Below are 22,124 nucleotides of genomic sequence, written 5' to 3' on the forward strand. Positions count from 1 at the left end.
CATCTATCTATGTTCAGCCTCAAGAAATACGCGGATTTACACGCCCTCGCCAGCGATAAACTGGCCATTAAATTACCTTTTTGGTGTTTCTCATGACAAAAACCTGTCAACTGTCAGGTAAATGTCAGGAAAGCGGATTTCATTCCTAAAATTACTACGCCCTGAGGAAGAAAGTACGAATCATGCGCAAGGACCGCCTCTATCGATTGATCACCCATTTGCGTGATGGGAAATTACACCGTGCCGCTGATTTGGCCCGCGCGATGGATGTCTCGGAGCGCACTATCTACCGCGATATGGAAACGCTTGCCGCCAGCGGCGTGCCCGTTCAGGGGGAGCGCGGCGTGGGGTATTGGGTAACGGCGGCGATTACACTTCCCCCGCTGAACCTGTCTTTGACCGAACTTGAGGCGCTTCACGTGGGCCTTCAGGTTGTGGGCGAAGCTGCGGACGATGATCTGTCCCAAGCTGCACGGACGTTGTCCGCAAAGATCGACGCTGTGTTACCCGAAGAACGCACCAGCGCGCCGGCCTCTTGGGGCTTTGCCATATATCCGTTCGCAGATGCCGCACGTGGGTTTCAGCATTTGCCGCAGCTACGCCAAGCCATTCGTGCCCGTCAAAAGCTAAAACTACATTACGACGGCACAAACATCGTGGTCCGTCCCCTACAGCTTGATTATTGGGGGCGCGTTTGGACGTGCGTCGTGTGGAATGAAACTTCGCATGAATTCAATGAGTTGCGCGCTGATCTTATTACGGAATGTTCAACTCTTCCGGGGCTTTTCGTGGAGGAACAAGGCAAAACCCTTGCGGATTACGCAGAACGTAAAATTACGCTCTAGAGGCGCGACACATCGTTACTTGGGAAATACAAAGCACCGATCGCGGCGCAGCATCAGCCACAAAGGCACACCTTTTTTGGGCAAAAACACCGAAGGCACGGACGCCTTTAGGATTGAGCCATCAAAATCCATCCGGAATTCAACAAGTGAATCCTTGCCCATAAATCGTGCCCGCTCAACCACGCCGCGCGCAGGGACGCCGGTTTGAGGCGTCGGGTTCGGCCCTACACCCTGCCGGTCGAAATCAATTTTGATGTGCTGTGGGCGGATAACAATCTCGACCTCACCACCCTCAGGCACTGCGGGGGCAAGAAACTGCCCAAAGGCCGTCTCGACCAATCCCCCATGCACGCGCCCCGGTACGATGTTCAGATCACTGAAAAAAGCCGCTGCGTCTTTGTCCACGGGACGCATGTGCACGTTATAAGGCGCACCGCGCTGCACGATAACCCCATCGCGCATGAGGGCTATTTCATCGGCCATGCGCATCGCTTCATCAGGTTCGTGTGTGACCAATAAAACGGCAGTGCCTTCTTCTTTAAGCACCTCAAGAGTTTCGTCGCGGATGTCATCACGCAAGCGGTTATCAAGGCCGGAGAACGGCTCATCCATCAGCATGATTTTCGGCTGTGGCGCCAACGCACGGGCCAAAGCGATGCGCTGTTGCTCGCCACCGGACAGTTGGTGCGGATAAGCATCCGCGTAGTGAGGCAAGCCAATGCGTTTTAGCAGATGATTAACGCGCTCAGCCTTTTGCGCGCGCGATCCCCGCAGGCCAAAGGCAATATTGCCAGCAACAGTGAGGTGCGGAAATAAAGCAAAGTCCTGAAACATCAGCCCGATTGAGCGGGCCTCGGCCGGAACACGTGTGACGGTGTCGCACACCAGCTCACCATCGACCATGATTTTGCCGCTGTCTTGCATCTCGACGCCTGCAATCATGCGCAGGGTCGTAGATTTCCCACAACCGGACGGCCCCAGAAGGCACGTCACCTGCCCCGCCGCGACGCTAAGGGATACGTCGTCCACAACCTTGCGACCGCCAAAGCTGCGGTTCAGGTTTGTCACTTCAAGACGCGGCGCATCGGTGGCTACGGATGTGGGCATGAATGCGATATCCTATTTCCGAGCAAAACAATCAGGCTCGGTTCCGCACATAGCAACCACACCGCACCTTGCCAAGACATTGCAGCCTTTCAACATGTCGCACGCAGTCGAATGAAAGCCTGTGTATTAAACGCAAAAGGCGGGATGCCATGCTTGACACCCCGCCCTTCTCAAAATTCAGACTGGATCAGACCATCAGAGGGTCGCGTTCACCGCGCCACCATCAAGCAAGACGTTTTGCCCCACCATAAAGCCGGCATGCTGCGAACACATAAACGCACAGGCAGCACCAAACTCTTGACGTGTGCCGTAGCGGCCAGCTGGAATAGTCGCTGCGCGTTGCGCTTTGGCCTCATCCATGGATATGCCCTGCGCGTTCATCACGCCCGTATCAAGGGCGATCGCACGATCTGTGGCGTGGATACCGGGCAGAAGGTTGTTGATGGTCACACCGTGGCCCGCAACCTGACGTGCCGTACCAGCCACATACCCCGTCAAACCCGCGCGTGCAGAGTTCGACAGACCCAAAACAGCGATCGGCGCTTTGACAGATACAGACGTAATGTTGACCACACGGCCCCAGCCTTTTTCCATCATGGAGGGCAGCAGTGCCTTCATCAACGCAATCGGCGCCAGCATATTTGCATCGAGTGCTGCAATGAAATCATCACGCTCCCAATCGGTCCACATACCCGGAGGGGGACCACCGGCGTTGGTGACCAAAATATCGACACCTTCAGAGGCGGCCAAAACATCAGCCTGGCCGTTTTGCGTGGTCACATCGGCCACGACTGTTGTCACACTCACACCAAAACGCGCACGAATATCGGCGGCAGCGGCTTCCAAAGCCTCTTCACCCCGTGCGTTCATTACCAAATCAACACCAGCCTCAGCCAAACTCTCGGCGCATCCAAGCCCCAGCCCTTTGGAGGAGGCACATACAAGCGCGCGCTTTCCGCGTAGTCCTAAATCCATGTCATCTCTGCCTTTAGATTTGTGTTGCAATGGCTGGCAACTTCTCATCTGAGCGCGCGGCACACCAGTGGTGTTTTGCACCGGATTGAACATTATTTCCCTGCACACGTTCAATTTATAACCGCACGTCAAAAAATATGCCTTTGCATTGTCCTAAAGCTGACAAAATCTTAAGCAAGGTACTGTAGCTAGTGATGCGGCGTGTCGGTGGACAATTAGCCCGCGCCCAACGTTCTAATGAGTGAGAGCCCACCCAAATGCCTGCCCGCGTTCAATCATTTTCGGTCCTGAAAGCAGCAGCGTTACGCGTCACTTCTGGCGTTAACCACGGCGAGGCAATGGGCTTGGCCGAAGATGTGCTGTTGGAAGACGTCTATGAACTGGTCAGCGATGCAGCACTGCATACACTTACGGTGCACAACTCACACGCGGCCCGACAAAGCACCTTAAGCATCCATGCAACCTCAAAACTGGGACGTGCAGGCTCAACACTTGCCATAGACAGCGCCATGACGCTGATGGCACCTGATGGTCACACCCTTGAGTTGCTTGTTCTGGTCGAAGTCATCGACGGCGGGCTTGAACAAATCCTACTTTTGCCACTTGGCATAATTGAACGAAAAACCCCCTACACGTTAGTAGGCACCACCCGCACAGATCTATATCAACGCCTCAACCGGATGATCTCAGCTGCTTTTTTCAGCGGCACACGTATCACAATGGCTTCAGGCGAACAGCGTGCGGTTGAAAAACTGGCGGTGGGCGATCGTGTTTTGACGCGGGATGGCGGGGCGCAACAGATCCGCTGGATCGGCCAGCGAACTGAACGCGCAAACAGCACAATGGCTCCGGTGTTGATCAAAAAGGGTGTGCTGAATAACTCAGCCGATTTGCGCATCAGCCCCCATCACCGCCTATTCATTTATCAACGCCATGACGAAATTGGCACAGGGCGCGCCGAAGTGATAGTCCAAGCACGCCACCTCATCAACGGTACATCCGTTGTTCAAGAGGCAGGGGGCTTTGCTGATTATTATCAACTTCTCTTTGATCAGCACCACATCATCTATGCAGAAGGTATCGCGGCGGAATCCATGCAAATGGATGCCAGCGCCCGCAGTATGATCCCGAAACCTTTGGCCGAAGCACTGATGCACCGGCATATAACCGACGGGCCTGCAACAGACCTTAGCTTCGAAATTGCCGAAGGGATGCTCACGGGAAATACCGTTGAGTTACTGCGCCGCGCTTCAGGTGGCTAGCACCCAAACGCGCGCCGCAATATCCCACTTTCCCAAGCCCCCTAGGGGCGCTATAGCGGGCCTATGTTAGATACACCGCTTGTCCTTGCGCCCGAAATTGCGCGCCGCCGCACCTTCGCGATCATCAGCCACCCCGATGCTGGTAAGACCACACTTACCGAGAAGTTTCTGCTTTATGGTGGTGCGATCCAGATGGCGGGGCAAGTACGGGCAAAAGGTGAAGCGCGCCGCACCCGCTCAGACTTTATGCAGATGGAAAAAGACCGCGGCATTTCGGTTTCCGCATCGGCCATGTCGTTCGATTTTGCCACAGGCGAGAACAGCTACCGGTTCAACCTTGTGGATACGCCCGGTCACTCGGACTTTTCCGAGGACACCTACCGCACCCTAACTGCTGTCGACGCGGCCGTGATGGTGATCGACGGGGCAAAAGGCGTTGAAAGCCAAACCCAAAAGCTGTTTGAAGTATGCCGCCTTCGTGATCTGCCCATCTTGACGTTCTGTAACAAGATGGACCGCGAAAGCCGCGATACTTTTGAGATTATTGACGAAATTCAAGAAAACCTAGCGATTGATGTTACCCCCGCATCGTGGCCCATTGGGCGCGGCCGTGACTTCATCGGATGTTATGACATTTTGCGCGACGAGCTACAGTTGATGGACCGCGCAGACCGAAACACAGTCGCCTCAGCAGTAAAAATCAAAGGCCTCGACGATCCAAAACTGGCAGAACTGGTCCCCGCTGACCTGTTGGAAACGTTCTTGGAAGAGATCGAGATGGCGCGTGAATTGATGCCGCCACTGAATGCACAAGCACTTCTTGAAGGGACGATGACACCCATTTGGTTTGGCTCTGCGATCAACTCATTCGGCGTACAGGAACTGATGGACGGCATCGCCACATACGGCCCAGAGCCACAGCCCCAAAGGGCCGACCCGCGCGCCATTTCACCAGACGAAAAGAAAGTGGCGGGATTTGTGTTTAAAGTGCAGGCCAACATGGATCCAAAGCACCGTGACCGCGTGGCTTTCGTTCGGCTCGCCTCAGGGCACTTTAAGCGTGGCATGAAACTGACCCATGTGCGCTCCAAAAAACCGATGGCAATTTCAAACCCCGTGCTATTCCTCGCGTCCGATCGTGAATTGGCGGAAGAGGCATGGGCCGGCGACATCATCGGCATTCCAAACCACGGCCAGCTGCGGATTGGTGACACGTTGACCGAAGGCGAGGCCTTGCGCGTTGCGGGCATCCCATCGTTTGCCCCAGAGTTGCTGCAAACCTGCCGCGCCGGTGATCCGATGAAAGCAAAGCACCTTGAAAAGGCGTTGATGCAATTTGCCGAAGAAGGTGCTGCAAAAGTGTTTAAACCCACGTTCGGCTCTGGCTTTATTGTTGGCGTGGTTGGCGCGTTACAGTTCGAAGTTTTGGCCAGCCGCATTGAGATGGAATACGGCCTGCCCGTACGTTTTGAGGCATCGCAATTTACCTCAGCGCGGTGGGTTCAGGGGCAAAAGCCCGCAGTTGATGCATTCGTTGCCGCCAACAAACAGCATATCGCCACAGACAATGACGGCGACACCGTGTTTTTGACCCGCCTCCAGTGGGATATTGACCGCGTTGGCCGCGACTACCCAGATGTCAGCCTGACCGGCACCAAAGAAATGATGGTTTAGCGCGCCAATCTTTATTCAAGACGGCAGTGCGATTCTTGCCCTGCCGTCTGTTCATCTAAGTGGCGCACTGCGAGTAAATTTACCCCACATTCTTCGGCCAAATGGTGCATTTATCACCCATTCATGGTGGATTAAGCCCAGCCATCAGTCATCTTGGCTTAGGCGTTTGACCCACACGGACTTATCCCCTAGACCTTGGCCAGCGCATCTTAGGGGCTGTTGATCCCATGGCCAAACCGGGCCACGCGCAGACCAATCGGCGGGCCAAGATCGTGTCCGCACTAAACGCGGATTTACATGATAACTTTTGCTGATCTGAACCTTGATAAAAAGGTCCTCAAAGCCGTCGAAGAGACCGGCTATACGTCCCCCACCCCCATTCAAGCCGGCGCGATCCCTCCTGCGCTCGAAGGCCGCGACGTTCTAGGCATCGCCCAAACAGGTACCGGAAAAACGGCCAGTTTCACCCTGCCGATGATTTCGATGCTCAAACGTGGCCGCGCCCGCGCACGGATGCCCCGCAGCCTTGTCTTGGCCCCGACCCGCGAGTTGGCAGCCCAAGTGGCGGAAAACTTCGACGCCTACGCAAAGCACACCAAGCTGACCAAAGCGCTTCTTATCGGCGGTGTTTCATTCAAAGAACAGGACATCCTGATCGACAAAGGTGTCGATGTTCTCATCGCCACGCCGGGTCGTTTGCTGGATCATTTTGAGCGCGGCAAGTTGATCTTGTCAGACGTGAAAATCATGGTCATCGACGAAGCTGACCGGATGCTCGACATGGGCTTTATCCCCGACATCGAGCGTATCTTTGGCCTGACGCCATTTACCCGTCAGACGTTGTTTTTCAGCGCAACAATGGCACCCGAGATTGAGCGGATCACAAACACTTTCCTGTCGAACCCCGCCAAAGTTGAAGTTGCCCGCGCCGCAACCACGAACGATAATATCACGCAGTCCGTCTATATGTTCAAAGGCTCGCGCCGTGACCGTCAGGACAGTGAAAAGCGCAAGCTTTTGCGCCAGCTGATCGAACGTGAAGCAGATGCGTGCCGTAACGGTATCATCTTTTGCAACCGCAAGATGGACGTAGATATAGTTGCGAAGTCCATGAAGAAATACGGCCTTGATGCAGCCCCGATCCACGGTGATTTGGAGCAAAGCAAGCGTATGGAAACACTCGCGGCGTTCCGCGATGGTAGCCTGCGTTTCTTGGTTGCTTCTGATGTTGCCGCACGCGGGTTGGATGTGCCGAACGTTAGCCATGTGTTCAACTATGACGTTCCCTCACATGCTGAGGACTACGTTCACCGCATTGGTCGGACAGGCCGCGCAGGTAACACCGGAACGGCAATCATGATCTGCATCCCGAGGGATGAGAAAAATCTCGCGGATATCGAAACCCTTGTGAAGCAGGAAATCCCCCGCGGTGATCTGCCTGAAGGGTCAAAGACTGCAACACAGGCCGATGCGCCTAAAGATGGTGCCGCAGAAACGTCAGGGGCAGGCACGGATGAAAAGCCAAAGTCACGGTCGCGCAGCCGCTCACGGTCACGCAAAAAGCCCGAGACAGCTGCAGTAGACGTGGTTGAGACGCAGACCGAGACACCTCAGGATGTTGCAGCGCCTACTGGCGATGCAGACAAAGACGCCGATCAGCCAACCACGCCTCAAGACAACGCACGCCAAGCCGACACAAATGAGCGCCCTCGCCGTTCACGAGGCGGACGCGGTCGTGGCCGAAATGGTGGAAATGACAACAATGGTCCACGTTTTGAGGGCCTTGGCGATCACACTCCTGCGTTCATCGCGCAAAGCTTTGCGGAACGTCGTGCGAATGATGCTAAAACGTTTAAGTCTGCACCTGTGAAAGAGACTGCTGCAGCCAGTGATGAAGAAGAATAGCAAAAGCGACTGGCTCATTTAGGGCCGACCGAGCTAAAAACAAGAAAGGCTGGAAACCGCGAGGTCTCCAGCCTTTTTCTTTGGTCTTCGCAATGATTAGCTGAGCCGGCTAATCACACAAGTGACCTCTACTTTTTTGCCGATCTCTTGCTGGCAGGTACGCCGCGCTTGGCGCTTTAGCTGCTCTTCAAGCTTGTCATCATCTGCCACAGTACGATCATCTGCCCGCATAATCAGCTGACCAAGATCCTGCTCAAGGACATCAACCAGCGGCGCGTTTGATGTGCCAACTTCGGCAATGCCCTTCACCTCACACCATGGCTCGCCAAGCGGTTCACCGTCTTCGTCGATGATCACCGTGACAATCACATGTCCGTTCAGCGCCATCTTCACACGATCACGCACAATGCCGTCCAGCATGCCGACTTTGACGGAGCCGTCCAGATATGTCCGACCCGTTTCAACGTAGCCACCTACTTTGGGGGCGTTGCCAGTCAAGTCAATCATCGTGCCGTTTACGGCGACAACTGCGCTCATACCCTTGGCAGTGCACAGCTTGGTATGTTCACGAAGGTGACGGTGCTCACCGTGCATTGGTATCACCACTTGTGGGTTCACAAGCTGGTGCATCTCTTCCAGATCTGGGCGGTTGGCGTGCCCCGACACGTGATAGGCACCGGAGTAATCATCGATCACATCCACGCCCAATTCACTGAACTGGTTCATGATTTTGATAACACCACGCTCGTTGCCGGGAATGGTTTTTGATGAGAACAGGAACGTGTCGCCAGCCTTCATGGTAATGCCGCGGTACTTGCCGTTGGCAAGTTGGGCAGAGGCCGCCCGGCGTTCACCTTGGCTACCTGTCACCAAGAGCATCACGTTTTGGCGGGGAATTTGTGTCGCTTCTTCTGCAGAGATCGTGCTGGGGAAGTCCGTCAGAATACCTGTTTCTGTGCCCGCTTGGACCATCTTGCCCATGGCACGGCCCAACAAACAAACAGAACGTCCTGCAGCAATGCCCGCGTCCGCCAATGTCTGTAAGCGCGCAATGTTACTGGCGAAAGTGGTCGCGACCACCATGCCCTCTTGCTCTGCGATCAGTTCCGTAATGGCAGGTTTCAGCGTCGATTCAGAGCGGCCTGCATCACGCGAGAATACGTTTGTGCTGTCGCAAACCAATGCTTTGACTGTCCCAAACGATGACCACAGCTTGCGATCAAACGCCTCGCCCACAACAGGGTTCGTATCAATTTTGAAATCACCCGTGTGCACGATGCGCCCTGCAGGAGTATCTATGACAAGGCCAGAGCTTTCAGGGATTGAATGCGAGATCGGCACAAAACCCACTTTGAATGGACCCGTCTCAACTGTCTCGGGCCAAGGGCTAACCGTGTGCAGCGCATCGGTATCCGCGCCATGCTCTTCCATCTTGCGGCGGGCGATATTGGCTGTAAACGCACGGGTATAGATTGGGGCCTTAAGGCGCTCCCAAAGGTGACCAACTGCGCCCACATGGTCTTCGTGCGCATGGGTGATGAACACGCCGTCGATACGGTCACGCCGCTCAACAAGCCATGACACGTCGGGCAAAATCAGATCAACACCCGGGGTGCTGTCCATATCAGGGAAAGTCACACCAAGATCGACAACGATCAAACGCTCTTTATGTTCGGGGCCATATCCGTAGACATAGCAATTCATCCCCACTTCGCCGGCACCGCCGAGAGGTAGGTAAATCAGCCGTTCGCTGCTCATAACGTATTATTATCCTTGTTGTATTTATAGATGACGGTCAGGCCGTGCATCGTTAAAAACTCTTCATATTCGTCAAATAGCGCATGTCCTTGTTGGAACAACGGGGCCAGCCCACCAGTGGAGACGACGCGCATCTGCCGTCCCTGTTCCGCTTTGATACGATCACAAATGCCGTTGATTAGGCCGACATAACCCCAAAATATCCCCGACTGCATACAAGCGACCGTGTTGGTGCCAATCACACGTTCGGGCTTGGTCACATCCACATGGGGCAATGCAGCCGCCGCTTGGTGGAGTGCCTCTAGTGACAAATTCACTCCGGGTGCGATGACCCCGCCGATATAGGCCCCGTCTGTGTCGACAACATCAAAAGTAGTCGCCGTCCCGAAATCTACGACAATCAGATCACCGCCAAAAAGGCTGTGTCCCGCAACAGTGTTTACCAAACGGTCCGGTCCAACTTGGGTCCCACCATCGACGCGCACATCCACGGGCAGCAAACAATCAGGCTTGCCCACTACAAGCGGGCGGCAATTGAAATAACGGTCTGCAAATACCCGTAAGTTGAACACGACCCGGGGAACTGTTGAGCTGATGATGACATCCGTGATCTCAACATCAACTTTCTGGAAAGACATCAGTGTCGATAGCCAGACATAGTATTGATCCGCCGTGCGCTGGTGCTCGGTCGAGGTCCGCCAGTTTGCAATGAAATGCTCGCCGTCCCAAATTGAGAAGACGGTGTTGGTGTTGCCGCAATCGATCGCCAGTAACATTCCGCACGCCTCCTAAAAATATACGTCGGCAGCCGTGACGGTTTCACGACCCTTGGGGGTCTCTAATACAAGATTGCCCTCCGCGTCCACATCTCGAAAGGTTCCAGTGATTGTGTCGCGGGACGTTCGGGCGGTAATCACCTCGCCCAGACGGGCGGCGCGTGACAGCCATAGTGCCCGAATGTGATCAAACCCTTTGGTCGCAAGAAGCGCTTCTTGCGATGCGTATTTTGCCGCAAGTATGTTCAAGAACGTCATCGGCGTCGGAGCCTCAACCTGCGTATCAAGATGCAGTGCGACCGCTGTCGGGCCAAATGCGGCGTCTTCAATGACAGGCGCATGAGCAAGGTTCACACCGATGCCAATCGACAACCAATTCAACTGAGCCCCGCCAGACGCCTCAAGCAAAATTCCGGCAACTTTACCGCGCGACAGCAATACGTCGTTGGGCCATTTCAACGCCAGCTTGGACGCAGGGACAAACGCGCTTAAGGCATCAAACAATGCATTAGCTGCTAAAAAACTGCGCTGCGCCCCTTGCTGGGCCGAACAATGCGGCTTGAACACAAGAGTCGCCGCAAGATTACCTGTGGGGTGCCCCCAAGATCGACCAGACCGGCCGCGTCCTGCGGACTGGGCATCGGCCCTTATCCATGTGGGAGATGTAAGCGACGGCGCGCGTCGCGCCGCCTCTGCCATGGTGCTGTCAACTTGATCTAACTCGATCAAATCGACGCCTGTTGGCCAATCAGTTGACAAGTGATGCCGCTGCCAACGCTGCTGGTGCCTCAATGCCAAACAAGTTGATCACACCCAACAGCATTGCCGCAGCAGAACCGACAAGGAACAACTTCAGCACCGGAGTGGCCTTTACGGAAATGTCGTCCTGCGCTTCACCGAAGTACATGAAGTAGACGATGCGCAGATAGTAGAAAGCACCAATCACCGATGCAATCACACCTGCAATCGCCAACCATGACAGACCGGCATCTACTGCTGCAACAAGCACACCGTATTTGCCAAAGAAACCCAACATGGGCGGCACACCCGCAAGGCTGAACATCAGTACCAACATAGCCAAGGCCTGAACTGGCTCACGGCTTGCCAAGCTGTTCAACGACGAAATATTTGTCACCGGCTGGCCTTCTTTGTTCATCGACAGAATGAACGCAAACGTACCAATGTTCATAGTTACGTAAATAGCCATGTAAATCAGCATTGCCTGCACGCCCAAAGCGGTGCCCGCTGCAAGACCCATCAGAGCAAAACCCATATGCGCGATGGACGAGTACGCCATCAGACGCTTGATGTCTGTCTGTCCAATCGCTGCGATGGCACCAAGGAACATCGAGAGAACCGCAAGGAAGGCGACGATCTGCTGCCAGTCAGCAACTGACGTACCGAAAGCATCGTGCATCACGCGTGCGAATAGGCCCATGGCAGCAACTTTTGGTGCGGTTGCGAAGAAAGCCGTGACCGGTGTTGGCGCGCCCTCGTATACGTCTGGTGTCCACATATGGAACGGTGCAGCAGACACTTTGAACGCAAGACCTACAGACAAGAAAACCAAGCCGAAGATCAGACCAAGCGACATAGGCCCGTCACCTGCGGCATCGACGATGCCAGTGAACAGGGTTGTGCCCGCATAGCCGTATGTCAGCGACGCACCGTAAAGCAACAGACCAGATGACAGCGCACCCAACACGAAGTACTTCAGGCCCGCTTCTGTAGACTTGACATTGTCGCGGCGCAGCGATGCGACCACGTAAAGCGCAAGAGATTGCAGCTCGAGGCCCATGTAAAGCGCCATCAAATCACCAGCAGACACCATGACCATCATACCGACGGCTGCTAGGGCAACCAACAGCGGGTACTCAAAACGCAGCAGATCTCGGCGCGTCATATACTCTTCCGACATCAACAAAACCGCGGCTGCCGACAACAGGATTGTGACTTTTGCAAAGCGCGAGAACGCATCATCCACAAACATACCGCCGAAAGCCACAGATGTGCCCTCGCCCGATGTTGCGATCCACGCGGCCATGCCGACAAATACGATCGACGTCATCCAAAGCGACAAGCGCGCCATGGCATCCTTGCCTGTGTAGACAATCGCAATCAGCGCAACCATGGCATAAAGCGCCAGCACAATTTCCGGCAGCATAGTGTTGATGTCAGCAGTCATAGCTCAGATCCTTTAGTGCGCCGCGATTTCAGCGGTTTGGGCTGCCGCGTCAAATGCGCTGACGGCCACGTCATAGTTTTGAACAAGGGCGGAAACCGATGGTCCGATGATGTCTGTCACCAAGCTGGGATAGATCCCCAACAACAGCGTCATCACCACGAGTGGTGCAAAAATTGCACGCTCAAGACGGGTCATATCGGTAATTGTTTTCAGGCTTTCCTTGATCAGGTCACCCATCACCACGCGGCGGTAGAGCCACAACGCGTAGCCAGCGGACAAGATCACACCCGTCGCAGCGACCATTGCCACCCATGTGTTCACTTGGAACACGCCAATGATGGTCAGGAATTCACCTACGAAACCGGACGTCCCAGGCAAACCAACGTTGGCCATGGTGAAGAACATGAACACCAACGCATATGCAGGCATCCGGTTCACAAGCCCGCCATAAGCATCGATATCGCGTGTGTGCATCCGGTCGTAAATAACACCAACACATAGGAACAGTGCACCAGAGATAAAACCGTGGCTGATCATCTGGAAAATCGCACCATCAACACCTTGCTGGTTCGCAGCGAAGATACCCATCGTCACAAAGCCCATGTGCGCAACAGATGAGTAGGCAATCAGCTTTTTCATGTCCTCTTGAACCAATGCGACAAGCGATGTGTACACAATCGCAATGGCTGACATCCACAACACCAGCGGTGACAGGATCTCGGAACCAACGGGGAACATGGGAAGTGAGAAACGCAAGAAACCGTAGCCGCCCATCTTGAGCAAAATCGCCGCCAGAACGACAGACCCCGCTGTTGGCGCCTGCACGTGTGCATCAGGCAACCATGTGTGCACTGGCCACATTGGCATCTTTACCGCGAAGCTTGCGAAGAATGCCAAGAACAACAGCGTCTGCAAACCGCCCAAGATGTGGAAGCCGAACAGGTCCAAGACCGCGCTGTCAAATTCAAAGCTCAGCAGTGTAGGGATGTCGGTCGTGCCAGCCTCGATATACATCGTGACCATCGCAACCAGCATGAGAACCGAGCCAAGGAACGTATAGAGGAAGAACTTGAACGACGCGTAGATCCGGTTCGCCCCGCCCCAAACGCCGATGATGAGGAACATCGGGATCAGGCCGGCCTCAAAGAACAGGTAAAACAGCACCATGTCCAATGCGCAGAAAACGCCCAGCATAAGTGTTTCGAGCAGCAAGAACGCGATCATATATTCTTTGACGCGGTGCGTCACACCCCAGCAAGACGCAATCACAATCGGCATCAGGAATGTGGTCAGCATCACAAACAGTACGCTGATCCCGTCAACGCCCATTTTGTATGTAAGCCCCATCAACCATGTGTGTTCTTCGACAAACTGAAAGCCGGTGTTCGACGCGTCAAAACCGGTAAGAATGAAGATCGAAAAAACGAACGTTGCAGCAGTGGCCCACAGGGCTACCCACTTTGCGTTGCGCTGTGCTGCTTCGTCATCGCCACGCAAAAACAGCGCCAAAATGAGCGCGCCAAGCAGCGGCAGAAAAGTGACAATGGAGAGAAGGTTATCCATGGGTCGTTATCCAGCAGTCAGGGTCATCCACGTAATCAGCACAACGAGGCCGATCACCATGGAGAACGCGTAAGTAAAGATGTAGCCGGACTGCAAGCGCCCTGCCAAACGGGTGAAGAACGGCACAATACCAAGCGCCAAACCGTTGATGCCACCGTCGATGATGCCCACATCACCGCGGGTCCACAAAAAGCGGCCCAGTGATTTTGCAAGACGAACAAAGACTGCGTCGTAAAGCTCGTCAAAGTACCATTTGTTGAGCAAGAAATTATACAGCGGCCATTGGTTTTCTGCCAATTTTGCGGGCAGATCAGGACGGCGGATGTACATGTACCATGACAAGATGAACCCAAAGAGCATCGCAAAAAACGGGCTAAGCTTGACCCATTTCGGCACCAAGTGAGCCTCGTGGATCATGTGGTTGTCTGGGCCAATAAAGATGGCACCTTCACCGGGGACTTGGCTGCGGTCGTGATCTGAATGATCTCCGTCTGCCTTCGCGCCAGCTGCGTATGCCGGTGCTACCAACATGGGAGCGTCGAAATACGCATGCGCTTCGCCCTTTTTCACGCCAATGCCGAAGAACTTATCAACGCTTTCTTGGCTACCAAAGTAGGGTTTGTAGAATGCCATGCCCGCGAAAATTGCACCAAAGGCCAGTACGACCAGCGGAACTAGCATGACGCTGGGGCTTTCATGGGCGTGCTCGTGGGTGTGTTTATCACCCCGTGGTTTGCCGTAGAAGGTCAAGAACATCAGGCGCCAGCTGTAAAAGCTTGTCATGAATGCAGCAATGACCAGCATCCAGAACGCAAAAGTTGAACCTACAAACGCACTCTCAATGATTGCATCCTTGGAAACGAAGCCGGCAAAGCCAACTGGGAAGCCGACGTACAGCAGCGGAATACCCACACCGGTAATGGCCAAAGTACCAATCATCATCGCCCAAAACGTCACCGGTAATTTCTTGCGAAGACCGCCGTAGTTACGCATGTCCTGCTCGTGGTGCATTCCGTGGATGACGGAGCCCGCCCCCAAGAACAGCATCGCTTTGAAGAATGCGTGTGTCAGCAAGTGAAACATCGCTACAGAGTAGACGCCAAGGCCCGCTGCCACAAACATATAGCCAAGCTGCGAACAGGTTGAGTACGCAATCACGCGCTTGATATCGTTTTGAACCAAGCCCACGGTTGCCGCAAAGAATGCTGTGATCGCGCCTACGATAACCACAAAGTTTGTGGCGACTGGTGCAAACTCCATCAGCGGTGACATACGGCATACGAGGAAAACGCCCGCAGTAACCATTGTCGCCGCGTGAATGAGTGCCGACACAGGCGTCGGGCCTTCCATCGCGTCAGGCAACCACGTGTGCAACAGCAACTGTGCAGATTTACCCATCGCGCCTACGAACAGCAGGAACGCGAGCAAGTTCGGTGCAGACCAATCTGTCCACAAGAAGCGGATCGTTTGCTCGGCCAGTGTTGGCATGTAGGCGAAAATATCTTCAAACTTCACGCTGTCTGCCAGCAAGTACAGCCCCGCAATACCAAGGATAAAAGCAAAGTCCCCTACACGGTTGACGATAAACGCCTTCATCGCCGCAGCATTAGCGGACGGTTTGCGGAAATAGAAGTTGATCAACAAGTACGACGCAACGCCCACGCCTTCCCAGCCAAAGAACATCTGGACAAGGTTGTCGGCTGTGACCAGCATCAGCATCGCGAAAGTAAAGAACGACAAATACGCAAAGAAGCGCGCTTTGTAATTCTCGCCCTCTCTAAAGTTCTCATCATGGGCCATGTAGCCAAATGAGTAAAGGTGAACCAACGCTGAAACCGAGTTGATCACGATCAGCATCGTTGCCGTCAAGCGGTCAAGGCGTATCGCCCAATCAGTCGCAAAAGTGCCGCTCTCGATCCATGGCAGGATCTGGATAGATTGTGTAACTCCGTCAAACGACAAGAATACGACCCATGACAGGCCCGCGGCCAACATCAACAAACCAGTCGACACATACTGCGCCGCAGTTTCGCCGATAAACTTCCAGCCAAAGCCCGCGATCAAGGCCCCAATGAGGGGTGCAAATAAGATGATGGTTTCCATTGGATTAGCCTTTCATCACGTTGACGTTTTCAACGTCGATGGTGCCACGATTGCGGAAGAAACAAACCAAGATCGCAAGACCGATCGCCGCTTCAGCCGCGGCAACAGTCAACACAAAGAGGGTAAATACCTGTCCAACCAGATCATCAAGAAACGCGCTGAAAGCGACAAAATTGATGTTCACCGCCAAGAGCATCAATTCAATGCTCATCAGCAAGATGATGACGTTCTTGCGGTTAAGAAAAAGGCCAAAGATACCGATAACAAACAAGGCCGCTGCAACGGTAAGATAGTGTTCGATGCCAATCATGAGTTACAAGCCCTGCCCTGATTTGATGTCTTTGAGTTCCATCGCCTTCGCTGGATCGCGCATCATCTGCGCTACAACGTCTTGGCGCTTGATGTCTTGGCGGTGACGCAGCGTCAGCACAATCGCACCAATCATCGCCACAAGCAGGATCAACCCTGAAAGCTGGAAAAGCATGATGTATTTATCATAGATGAGCAGGCCCAAAGCCGCCGTGTTTTGCTGATCACCCTGACGCGCCGCAACACGTTCAAGCGCACCGTCGCCGTATTCCCACGCCCCAAAAGCCAGCGCCAACTGCATCAACAACACTGTACCAATCAACAGCGCAATCGGCACGTATTTGGCCATTTCGGCTTTCAGCTCGGCGAAGTCGACGTCCAGCATCATCACAACAAATAGGAACAACACCGCAACCGCACCCACGTAGACGATGATCAACAGCATCGCGACAAACTCAGCGCCCAACGTGACGAACAAACCTGCGGATGACAGGAACGCCAAGATCAACCACAAAACCGAATGAACGGGGTTTCGACCAATAACAGTGAAAAGCCCCCCGGCGATCGTTGAGATCGCAAAGGCGTAAAACGCAATTGTCAGCACACTCATTCGGTGTCGTCCTTCTCTTTCAACGCATCTGCGGCCAGTTGCATTGCTTTGGTCATCGCGGGCATGCCGCCCAACAGAGACATCGTAGCGATGGTCTCCATGATTTCTTGTTCTGTCGCACCGGCTGTGTGCGCGTTGCTAACAGTGATCTTGATCTGCGCATCGGCTGTCGCACCCTGTGCAACAAACCCTGCAAGTGACACCAACAAACGGGTCTTGGCGTCCAAGCCCCCTGCGTTGGCGGTGCCGCCCATGGTCGCATCAAGCATCTCTTTACTCATCGCGCCCATGGCCTTTTCCATGCTCTGCATCCATTCCGCAGACGACCAGTTACCGCCCATGAAACGTTCCATGTGCGGTGCCATTTCCTTGGTCCAATCTGCGGACTGATCAAGGAAAGCCTGAAAAGGATTTTCGGGCGTCTTGGTCATCTGTAGGGCGCATCCATCTCGAGGTTGCGCGCAATTTCAGCTTCCCAGCGGTCACCGTTCTCGAGCAATTTTGTCTTGTCGTAATACAACTCTTCACGCGTTTCTGTTGAAAACTCAAAATTTGGGCCTTCAACGATTGCATCAACCGGACAGGCTTCTTGGCAGAAACCACAGTAGATGCACTTGGTCATGTCGATGTCATAACGCGTGGTACGGCGGCTGCCGTCATCACGGGGCTCGGCGTCAATGGTGATAGCCTGTGCAGGGCAAACCGCCTCGCACAACTTACACGCAATGCAACGCTCTTCCCCGTTTGGATAACGGCGCAAAGCGTGTTCGCCGCGAAAACGCGGGCTCAACGGGCCTTTTTCGTGCGGGTAGTTCAATGTTGCCTTAGGCGCAAAGAAGTAGCGCAGGCCGAGTTTGAAGCCCTTAAAGAAGTCTGCCAACAGAAAATATTTAGCAGCGCGCGTATAATCGATATTTGCCATTTTCTGATCCTTACCCAATGAGGTCCCAACGGGCGTAGATGCCCCAGAACCAGTCAAACTTTGCTGCGAAGGCTACAAACACGACCCACACAAGCGAAAACGGCAGGAATACTTTCCACCCCAAGCGCATCAGTTGGTCATAGCGGTAGCGTGGCACGATCGCCTTAACCATCGCAAAGAGGAAGAAGAAGAACGCCATCTTACCAACCATCCATAGCGGACCGTCAGGCAAGAACGGGATCGGGGACAACCAACCACCAAAGAACAACAGCGAGATCAATGCGCACATCAAGAAGATCGCGATGTACTCACCCGCCATGAACAACAAAAACGGTGTGGATGAATATTCAACTTGATAGCCAGCGACCAATTCAGATTCCGCTTCGGGAAGATCAAACGGCGGACGGTTCGTTTCAGCCAAACAGCTGATGAAGAACAAGAAAACCATTGGGAAGTGCGGCAACCAGTACCAGTTGAAAAACCCAAGACTACCTTCCTGCGCCTGTACAATGTCACCAAAGTTAAGCGAGCCAGTAGACAGAATGACGCCAATGATAATGAGGCCAATCGATACCTCATAAGAAATCATCTGTGCGGCAGACCGCAAAGAGCCAAGGAAAGGGTATTTAGAGTTAGACGCCCAACCACCCATAATCACTCCGTACACTTCAAGTGACGAGATCGCGAAAACGTACAAGATAGCCACGTTGATGTCGGCCAGAACCCAAGTATCGTTGAACGGAATAACTGCCCAAGCGATCAATGCCAGCACAAAGCTTGTAAGCGGGGCAAGCATGAAGACCGTTTTGTCCGCACCCGCTGGAACAACAACTTCTTTGACGACGTATTTGAGCGCGTCAGCCACAGTTTGCAAAAGGCCAAACACACCAACAACGTTAGGGCCACGGCGCATCTGGACAGCCGCCCAAATCTTACGGTCGCCGTAGACCAAGAAAAGAAGCGAAACCATGACAAACGCGACAACCGCCAACGTTTGGGCCACAATGATCAGCGCCATTCCGGCACCCGTATTTAGAAAATCAGCCATTGGTCCTCACACCGTCGGTATTCCCAGTTCCTTGCAGTTCGCAACAGCCACTTCAGCGTCAATCGTACTGACACCTCGCGGCAGTGCTGGCGAAATGGTGTAAACAGCATCTGCATGCCACTTTCCACCCTGCATCTTTGTCGTCGTGCGCACGTGGCGCGCAAAACCGTAGCCCCGGATCAACGTATACTGGGCAGCAGCGCATTCAGCGTAGGCTCGCAAATCAGCCTCTGTGCGCGCGCCGCGCATTGTTACGTTAAAGTTGACCAAGTCACCGTCGAGCAAATCGGTTCGTATTCCTTCGTATGTTAGTGAAAACGCCGCATTTTGTGATGTCTGCACAGGCTGACACGCGGCCAGCCCTATGAGACACGCGACGCTCCACCGCACGGGGATTTTACTCCGCCGCTAGCTTGTTTGATGCGCGTGCTTTTGCATTTGCCGACAGCTCGGCCATCAGCGCAGACGCACGTGCGATTGGATTGGTGAGATAGAAATCACTCACAGCGTATTTGAAGTTTGCCTTACCAAGCGGTTTACTCGGCAATGCGATAACGGCGTTTTCCGCAACTTCATCAATTTGGCCAAGGTGCGGGTGTGCAGCGATCATGGCGCTGCGCAGCTGTGCGAGGCTGTCGTAAGGCAATTGCGCGCCCAACTCAGCGGATAGCGCACGCAAGATCGCCCAGTTCTCTTTCGCCTGCCCCGGCGCAAAACCAGCGCGCATCGCAAGTTGTGGGCGACCTTCGGTGTTCACAAACAAACCGTTTTCTTCGGTGTATGCCGCCGCTGGCAGGATAATGTCAGCACGGTGCGCACCGCGGTCGCCATGGCTGCCTTGGTAGATGACAGTCGGGCCAGCAGCCACATCAACCTCATCCGCGCCAAGATTATAAATCACTTCCGCGCCTTCAATTGCGGCAGTCATCCCACCGTCAGTAACCGCACCAACATCCATCGCACCAACGCGCGACGCAGCTGTATGAAGCACCATCAGCTTGCCATTTGACTTCTCACAGATGCCTTGAACCGTAGCCAAAACAGCCTCGCCATCAGCCTCGTTCAACGCGCCCTGACCAACGATGCAGATAGAGTCCACATCTTGCAGCGCGCTCATATCCAAGCCCGCTAGATAAGCAAGCGCCGCACGGTCATTGCCCATGTGCTCATACTCATAAGTCAGATCAACCGCTTCACCCACGACAACCACATCCGCGCCGCGGCTCCAAGCCTTGCGAATGCGCGCATTAAGAACGGGGCTTTCAAGTTTAGGGTTAACGCCAACAAGCAGAATTTTATCTGCATAATCGATGTCTTCAACAGTCGCCGTACCGACATATGCACCACGGTTGCCCGCAGGCAGCTTTGCATTGTCAGTCCGGCACTCAACGTTGCCGCCTTGTCCTTCGATCAAAGCTTTCAATGCAAACGCCGCCTCAGTCGGCGCAAGATCCCCAACGAGGCCCGCAACTTTTTTGCCCTTCATCGCTGCTGCAGCAGCAGAAAGCGCTTCGGGCCACGTCGCTGGTCGCAGCTTACCGTTCTCACGCAAATAAGGTGTATCCAAACGCTGGCGGCGCAGACCATCCCACACGAAACGGGTTTTGTCCGAAATCCACTCTTCGTTCACGCCGTCGTGGTTGCGCGGCAAAAAGCGCATCACTTCACGGCCTTTGGTGTCAACGCGAATGTTGGAGCCAAGCGCGTCCATCACGTCAATCGACTCTGTTTTGGTCAATTCCCAAGGGCGCGCCGTGAATGCGTAGGGCTTTGAAACAAGCGCACCTACAGGGCACAAATCAATGATATTACCCTGCATGTTGGAATCGAGCGTTTCACCAAGATACGAGGTGATCTCAGCATCTTCACCACGGCCCGTCTGGCCCATTTGGTGAATGCCCGCGACCTCGGTCGTAAAGCGAACGCAGCGCGTGCATGAAATGCAGCGGGTCATGTGGGTTTCCACAAGCGGCCCAAGATCAAGATCATCCGTCGCGCGCTTTGCTTCGCGGAAGCGTGAGAAGTCTACGCCATAAGCCATGGCTTGGTCTTGAAGGTCACACTCGCCCCCCTGATCGCAAATCGGGCAATCAAGCGGGTGGTTGATTAGCAGGAATTCCATAACGCCCTCGCGGGCTTTTTTCACCATGGGCGAGTTTGTCTTGACCACTGGCGCTTGGCCTTCGGGACCAGGACGCAAATCGCGGACCTGCATCGCACAAGACGCCGCTGGCTTGGGTGGGCCGCCTACGACCTCAACCAAACACATACGGCAGTTGCCCGCGATAGAAAGACGTTCGTGGTAACAAAAACGAGGGATCTCAACGCCAGCTTCTTCGCAGGCTTGGATCAGGGTCATGGCACCGTCTACTTCGATCTCGTTGCCATCAATTACGACTTTGCGCAGGTCTGCCATTGCATCGGTTCCCGTTTTGCTTTCGCGACAAATGCGACCGTAGATTGCCTTGGCGAAAGAGCATGGCCGCCATCTGTTTGTTACGCCCACGCACTATCGCCTAGGCGCTGCGTTGTCCACCACTTGTGACCGATTTTAGCGCGCTTTTAGCAGCGACCCGATTAGCGAGCCACGCGCGATCTCTGCCCGCCCAAGTGCGCAGTAGGCCTCAGCCCCCTGCCCCAAGGCACCGTTGTCCGCCAGATACGCATCGCGGCGCTGCTTCATCTTCGCTTTCTCAGCGTCGTTTTTCACGTAGGCGTTAATCTCTGTCTCGGTGTAGCCAAGTGCCACTGCATGGTTTTTCAGCCTGTTCGCATCTGCAAGCACCCGCAACATCCGCGCAGAAATGCGGTCACAATTGCGTCTGATCTGATCCCCAACTGCAGCTGCAAAAAGCCGATCGTTAATATAATCAACGTTACTCAACGGCTCTTTTGCCAAAGAAGCTTGCGCACTGCTCATTACGAAAACCACAGCAAATAGGATAGATTTCATGAGGGAACGTCCTCCAAATTAACAAACGCACTTATGTCTGCTGAGCATGTCGTTAGCCGCCGCGTTATTCAATAACAGCCCACCAAAACATGTCCACACGGGCCAAACAGAAACGGCGCGCAATGTAAT

The 22,124-nt window shown here is 54.2% G+C and carries 20 protein-coding genes; 4 read left to right on the top strand and 16 right to left on the bottom strand.

Translation table 11 applies throughout. The features are described 5' to 3' along the window. The first annotated feature begins 179 nt into the window (after positions 1 to 179). Positions 180 to 845 (top strand): helix-turn-helix transcriptional regulator, encoded by a 666-nt coding sequence (locus NeNHUV3_RS03175; protein WP_391483164.1) that lies wholly within the window; start codon positions 180 to 182, stop codon positions 843 to 845. Positions 846 to 860: 15 nt separating this feature from the next. On the opposite strand, the gene NeNHUV3_RS03180 is transcribed toward NeNHUV3_RS03175, so the two are convergent. Beyond that, positions 861 to 1,952 (bottom strand): ABC transporter ATP-binding protein, encoded by a 1,092-nt coding sequence (locus tag NeNHUV3_RS03180; RefSeq protein WP_391482453.1) that lies wholly within the window; start codon positions 1,950 to 1,952, stop codon positions 861 to 863. Positions 1,953 to 2,147: 195 nt separating this feature from the next. Then, positions 2,148 to 2,927 (bottom strand): SDR family oxidoreductase, encoded by a 780-nt coding sequence (locus NeNHUV3_RS03185; RefSeq protein WP_391482455.1) that lies wholly within the window; start codon positions 2,925 to 2,927, stop codon positions 2,148 to 2,150. Between the two features lie 257 nt (positions 2,928 to 3,184). Between NeNHUV3_RS03185 and NeNHUV3_RS03190 the strand changes: the two genes are divergently transcribed. The 3 genes from NeNHUV3_RS03190 to NeNHUV3_RS03200 all read left to right on the top strand — a co-directional run bounded on the left by NeNHUV3_RS03190 (position 3,185) and on the right by NeNHUV3_RS03200 (position 7,768). Further along, on the top strand, positions 3,185 to 4,189 hold the full coding sequence (locus NeNHUV3_RS03190) for a Hint domain-containing protein (RefSeq protein ID WP_391482456.1): 1,005 nt from the start codon (positions 3,185 to 3,187) through the stop codon (positions 4,187 to 4,189). Positions 4,190 to 4,252: 63 nt separating this feature from the next. Further along, the gene (locus tag NeNHUV3_RS03195) at positions 4,253 to 5,863 is read left to right on the top strand and encodes a peptide chain release factor 3 (protein ID WP_391482458.1); all 1,611 of its coding nucleotides are present in this window, start codon (positions 4,253 to 4,255) and stop codon (positions 5,861 to 5,863) included. A gap of 297 nt (positions 5,864 to 6,160) precedes the next feature. Beyond that, a complete protein-coding gene (locus NeNHUV3_RS03200; protein WP_391482459.1) occupies positions 6,161 to 7,768 on the top strand; it encodes a DEAD/DEAH box helicase in 1,608 nt (535 codons plus the stop codon). A 96-nt stretch (positions 7,769 to 7,864) separates the two neighbouring features. Here the strand turns inward: NeNHUV3_RS03200 and NeNHUV3_RS03205 are convergent, their stop codons facing one another. From NeNHUV3_RS03205 to NeNHUV3_RS03270, 14 genes are all read right to left on the bottom strand, one after another. Beyond that, entirely contained in the window at positions 7,865 to 9,526 is a 1,662-nt protein-coding gene (locus tag NeNHUV3_RS03205; protein WP_391482461.1) for a ribonuclease J, read from the bottom strand. Beyond that, complete coding sequence (locus NeNHUV3_RS03210) at positions 9,523 to 10,302, bottom strand: type III pantothenate kinase (RefSeq protein WP_048597946.1); 780 nt, start codon at positions 10,300 to 10,302, stop codon at positions 9,523 to 9,525. Before NeNHUV3_RS03210 ends, NeNHUV3_RS03205 begins: the two co-directional genes overlap by 4 nt. Before the next feature lie 12 nt (positions 10,303 to 10,314). After that, positions 10,315 to 11,061 carry a biotin--[acetyl-CoA-carboxylase] ligase gene (locus NeNHUV3_RS03215; protein WP_391482462.1) on the bottom strand — a complete coding sequence of 249 codons (747 nt, stop codon included), beginning with the start codon at positions 11,059 to 11,061 and terminating at the stop codon, positions 10,315 to 10,317. Then, positions 11,051 to 12,487, bottom strand: a complete 1,437-nt coding sequence (gene nuoN, locus NeNHUV3_RS03220) for an NADH-quinone oxidoreductase subunit NuoN (RefSeq protein WP_391482464.1) — start codon at positions 12,485 to 12,487, stop codon at positions 11,051 to 11,053. Before nuoN ends, NeNHUV3_RS03215 begins: the two co-directional genes overlap by 11 nt. 12 nt (positions 12,488 to 12,499) lie before the next feature. After that, entirely contained in the window at positions 12,500 to 14,050 is a 1,551-nt protein-coding gene (locus NeNHUV3_RS03225; RefSeq protein WP_391482465.1) for an NADH-quinone oxidoreductase subunit M, read from the bottom strand. 6 nt (positions 14,051 to 14,056) lie between these two features. Next, positions 14,057 to 16,153: an NADH-quinone oxidoreductase subunit L gene (gene nuoL, locus NeNHUV3_RS03230; RefSeq protein ID WP_391482467.1), complete on the bottom strand. Its 2,097-nt coding sequence runs from the start codon at positions 16,151 to 16,153 to the stop codon at positions 14,057 to 14,059. A gap of 4 nt (positions 16,154 to 16,157) precedes the next feature. Further along, entirely contained in the window at positions 16,158 to 16,463 is a 306-nt protein-coding gene (nuoK, locus tag NeNHUV3_RS03235; RefSeq protein WP_048597936.1) for an NADH-quinone oxidoreductase subunit NuoK, read from the bottom strand. A gap of 3 nt (positions 16,464 to 16,466) precedes the next feature. Further along, entirely contained in the window at positions 16,467 to 17,072 is a 606-nt protein-coding gene (locus NeNHUV3_RS03240) for an NADH-quinone oxidoreductase subunit J (protein ID WP_048597934.1), read from the bottom strand. Next, positions 17,069 to 17,503, bottom strand: a complete 435-nt coding sequence (locus NeNHUV3_RS03245) for a carboxymuconolactone decarboxylase family protein (RefSeq protein ID WP_391482470.1) — start codon at positions 17,501 to 17,503, stop codon at positions 17,069 to 17,071. Before NeNHUV3_RS03245 ends, NeNHUV3_RS03240 begins: the two co-directional genes overlap by 4 nt. Further along, complete coding sequence (gene nuoI, locus NeNHUV3_RS03250) at positions 17,500 to 17,994, bottom strand: NADH-quinone oxidoreductase subunit NuoI (protein ID WP_048597932.1); 495 nt, start codon at positions 17,992 to 17,994, stop codon at positions 17,500 to 17,502. The genes NeNHUV3_RS03245 and nuoI overlap by 4 nt, the downstream gene beginning before the upstream one ends. Positions 17,995 to 18,004: 10 nt before the next feature. Further along, positions 18,005 to 19,042 carry an NADH-quinone oxidoreductase subunit NuoH gene (gene nuoH / locus NeNHUV3_RS03255; protein WP_048597930.1) on the bottom strand — a complete coding sequence of 346 codons (1,038 nt, stop codon included), beginning with the start codon at positions 19,040 to 19,042 and terminating at the stop codon, positions 18,005 to 18,007. 6 nt (positions 19,043 to 19,048) lie between these two features. Beyond that, positions 19,049 to 19,432, bottom strand: a complete 384-nt coding sequence (locus NeNHUV3_RS03260) for a hypothetical protein (RefSeq protein ID WP_391482472.1) — start codon at positions 19,430 to 19,432, stop codon at positions 19,049 to 19,051. Between the two features lie 7 nt (positions 19,433 to 19,439). Continuing rightward, on the bottom strand, positions 19,440 to 21,458 hold the full coding sequence (gene nuoG / locus NeNHUV3_RS03265) for an NADH-quinone oxidoreductase subunit NuoG (protein ID WP_391482474.1): 2,019 nt from the start codon (positions 21,456 to 21,458) through the stop codon (positions 19,440 to 19,442). Positions 21,459 to 21,593: 135 nt separating this feature from the next. Continuing rightward, positions 21,594 to 21,995 carry a DUF5333 domain-containing protein gene (locus tag NeNHUV3_RS03270; RefSeq protein ID WP_391482476.1) on the bottom strand — a complete coding sequence of 134 codons (402 nt, stop codon included), beginning with the start codon at positions 21,993 to 21,995 and terminating at the stop codon, positions 21,594 to 21,596. Between the last annotated feature and the right edge of the window lie 129 nt (positions 21,996 to 22,124).

The sequence above is a fragment of the Nereida sp. NH-UV-3 genome (assembly GCF_042939535.1).
Taxonomy (GTDB): domain Bacteria; phylum Pseudomonadota; class Alphaproteobacteria; order Rhodobacterales; family Rhodobacteraceae; genus Nereida; species Nereida ignava.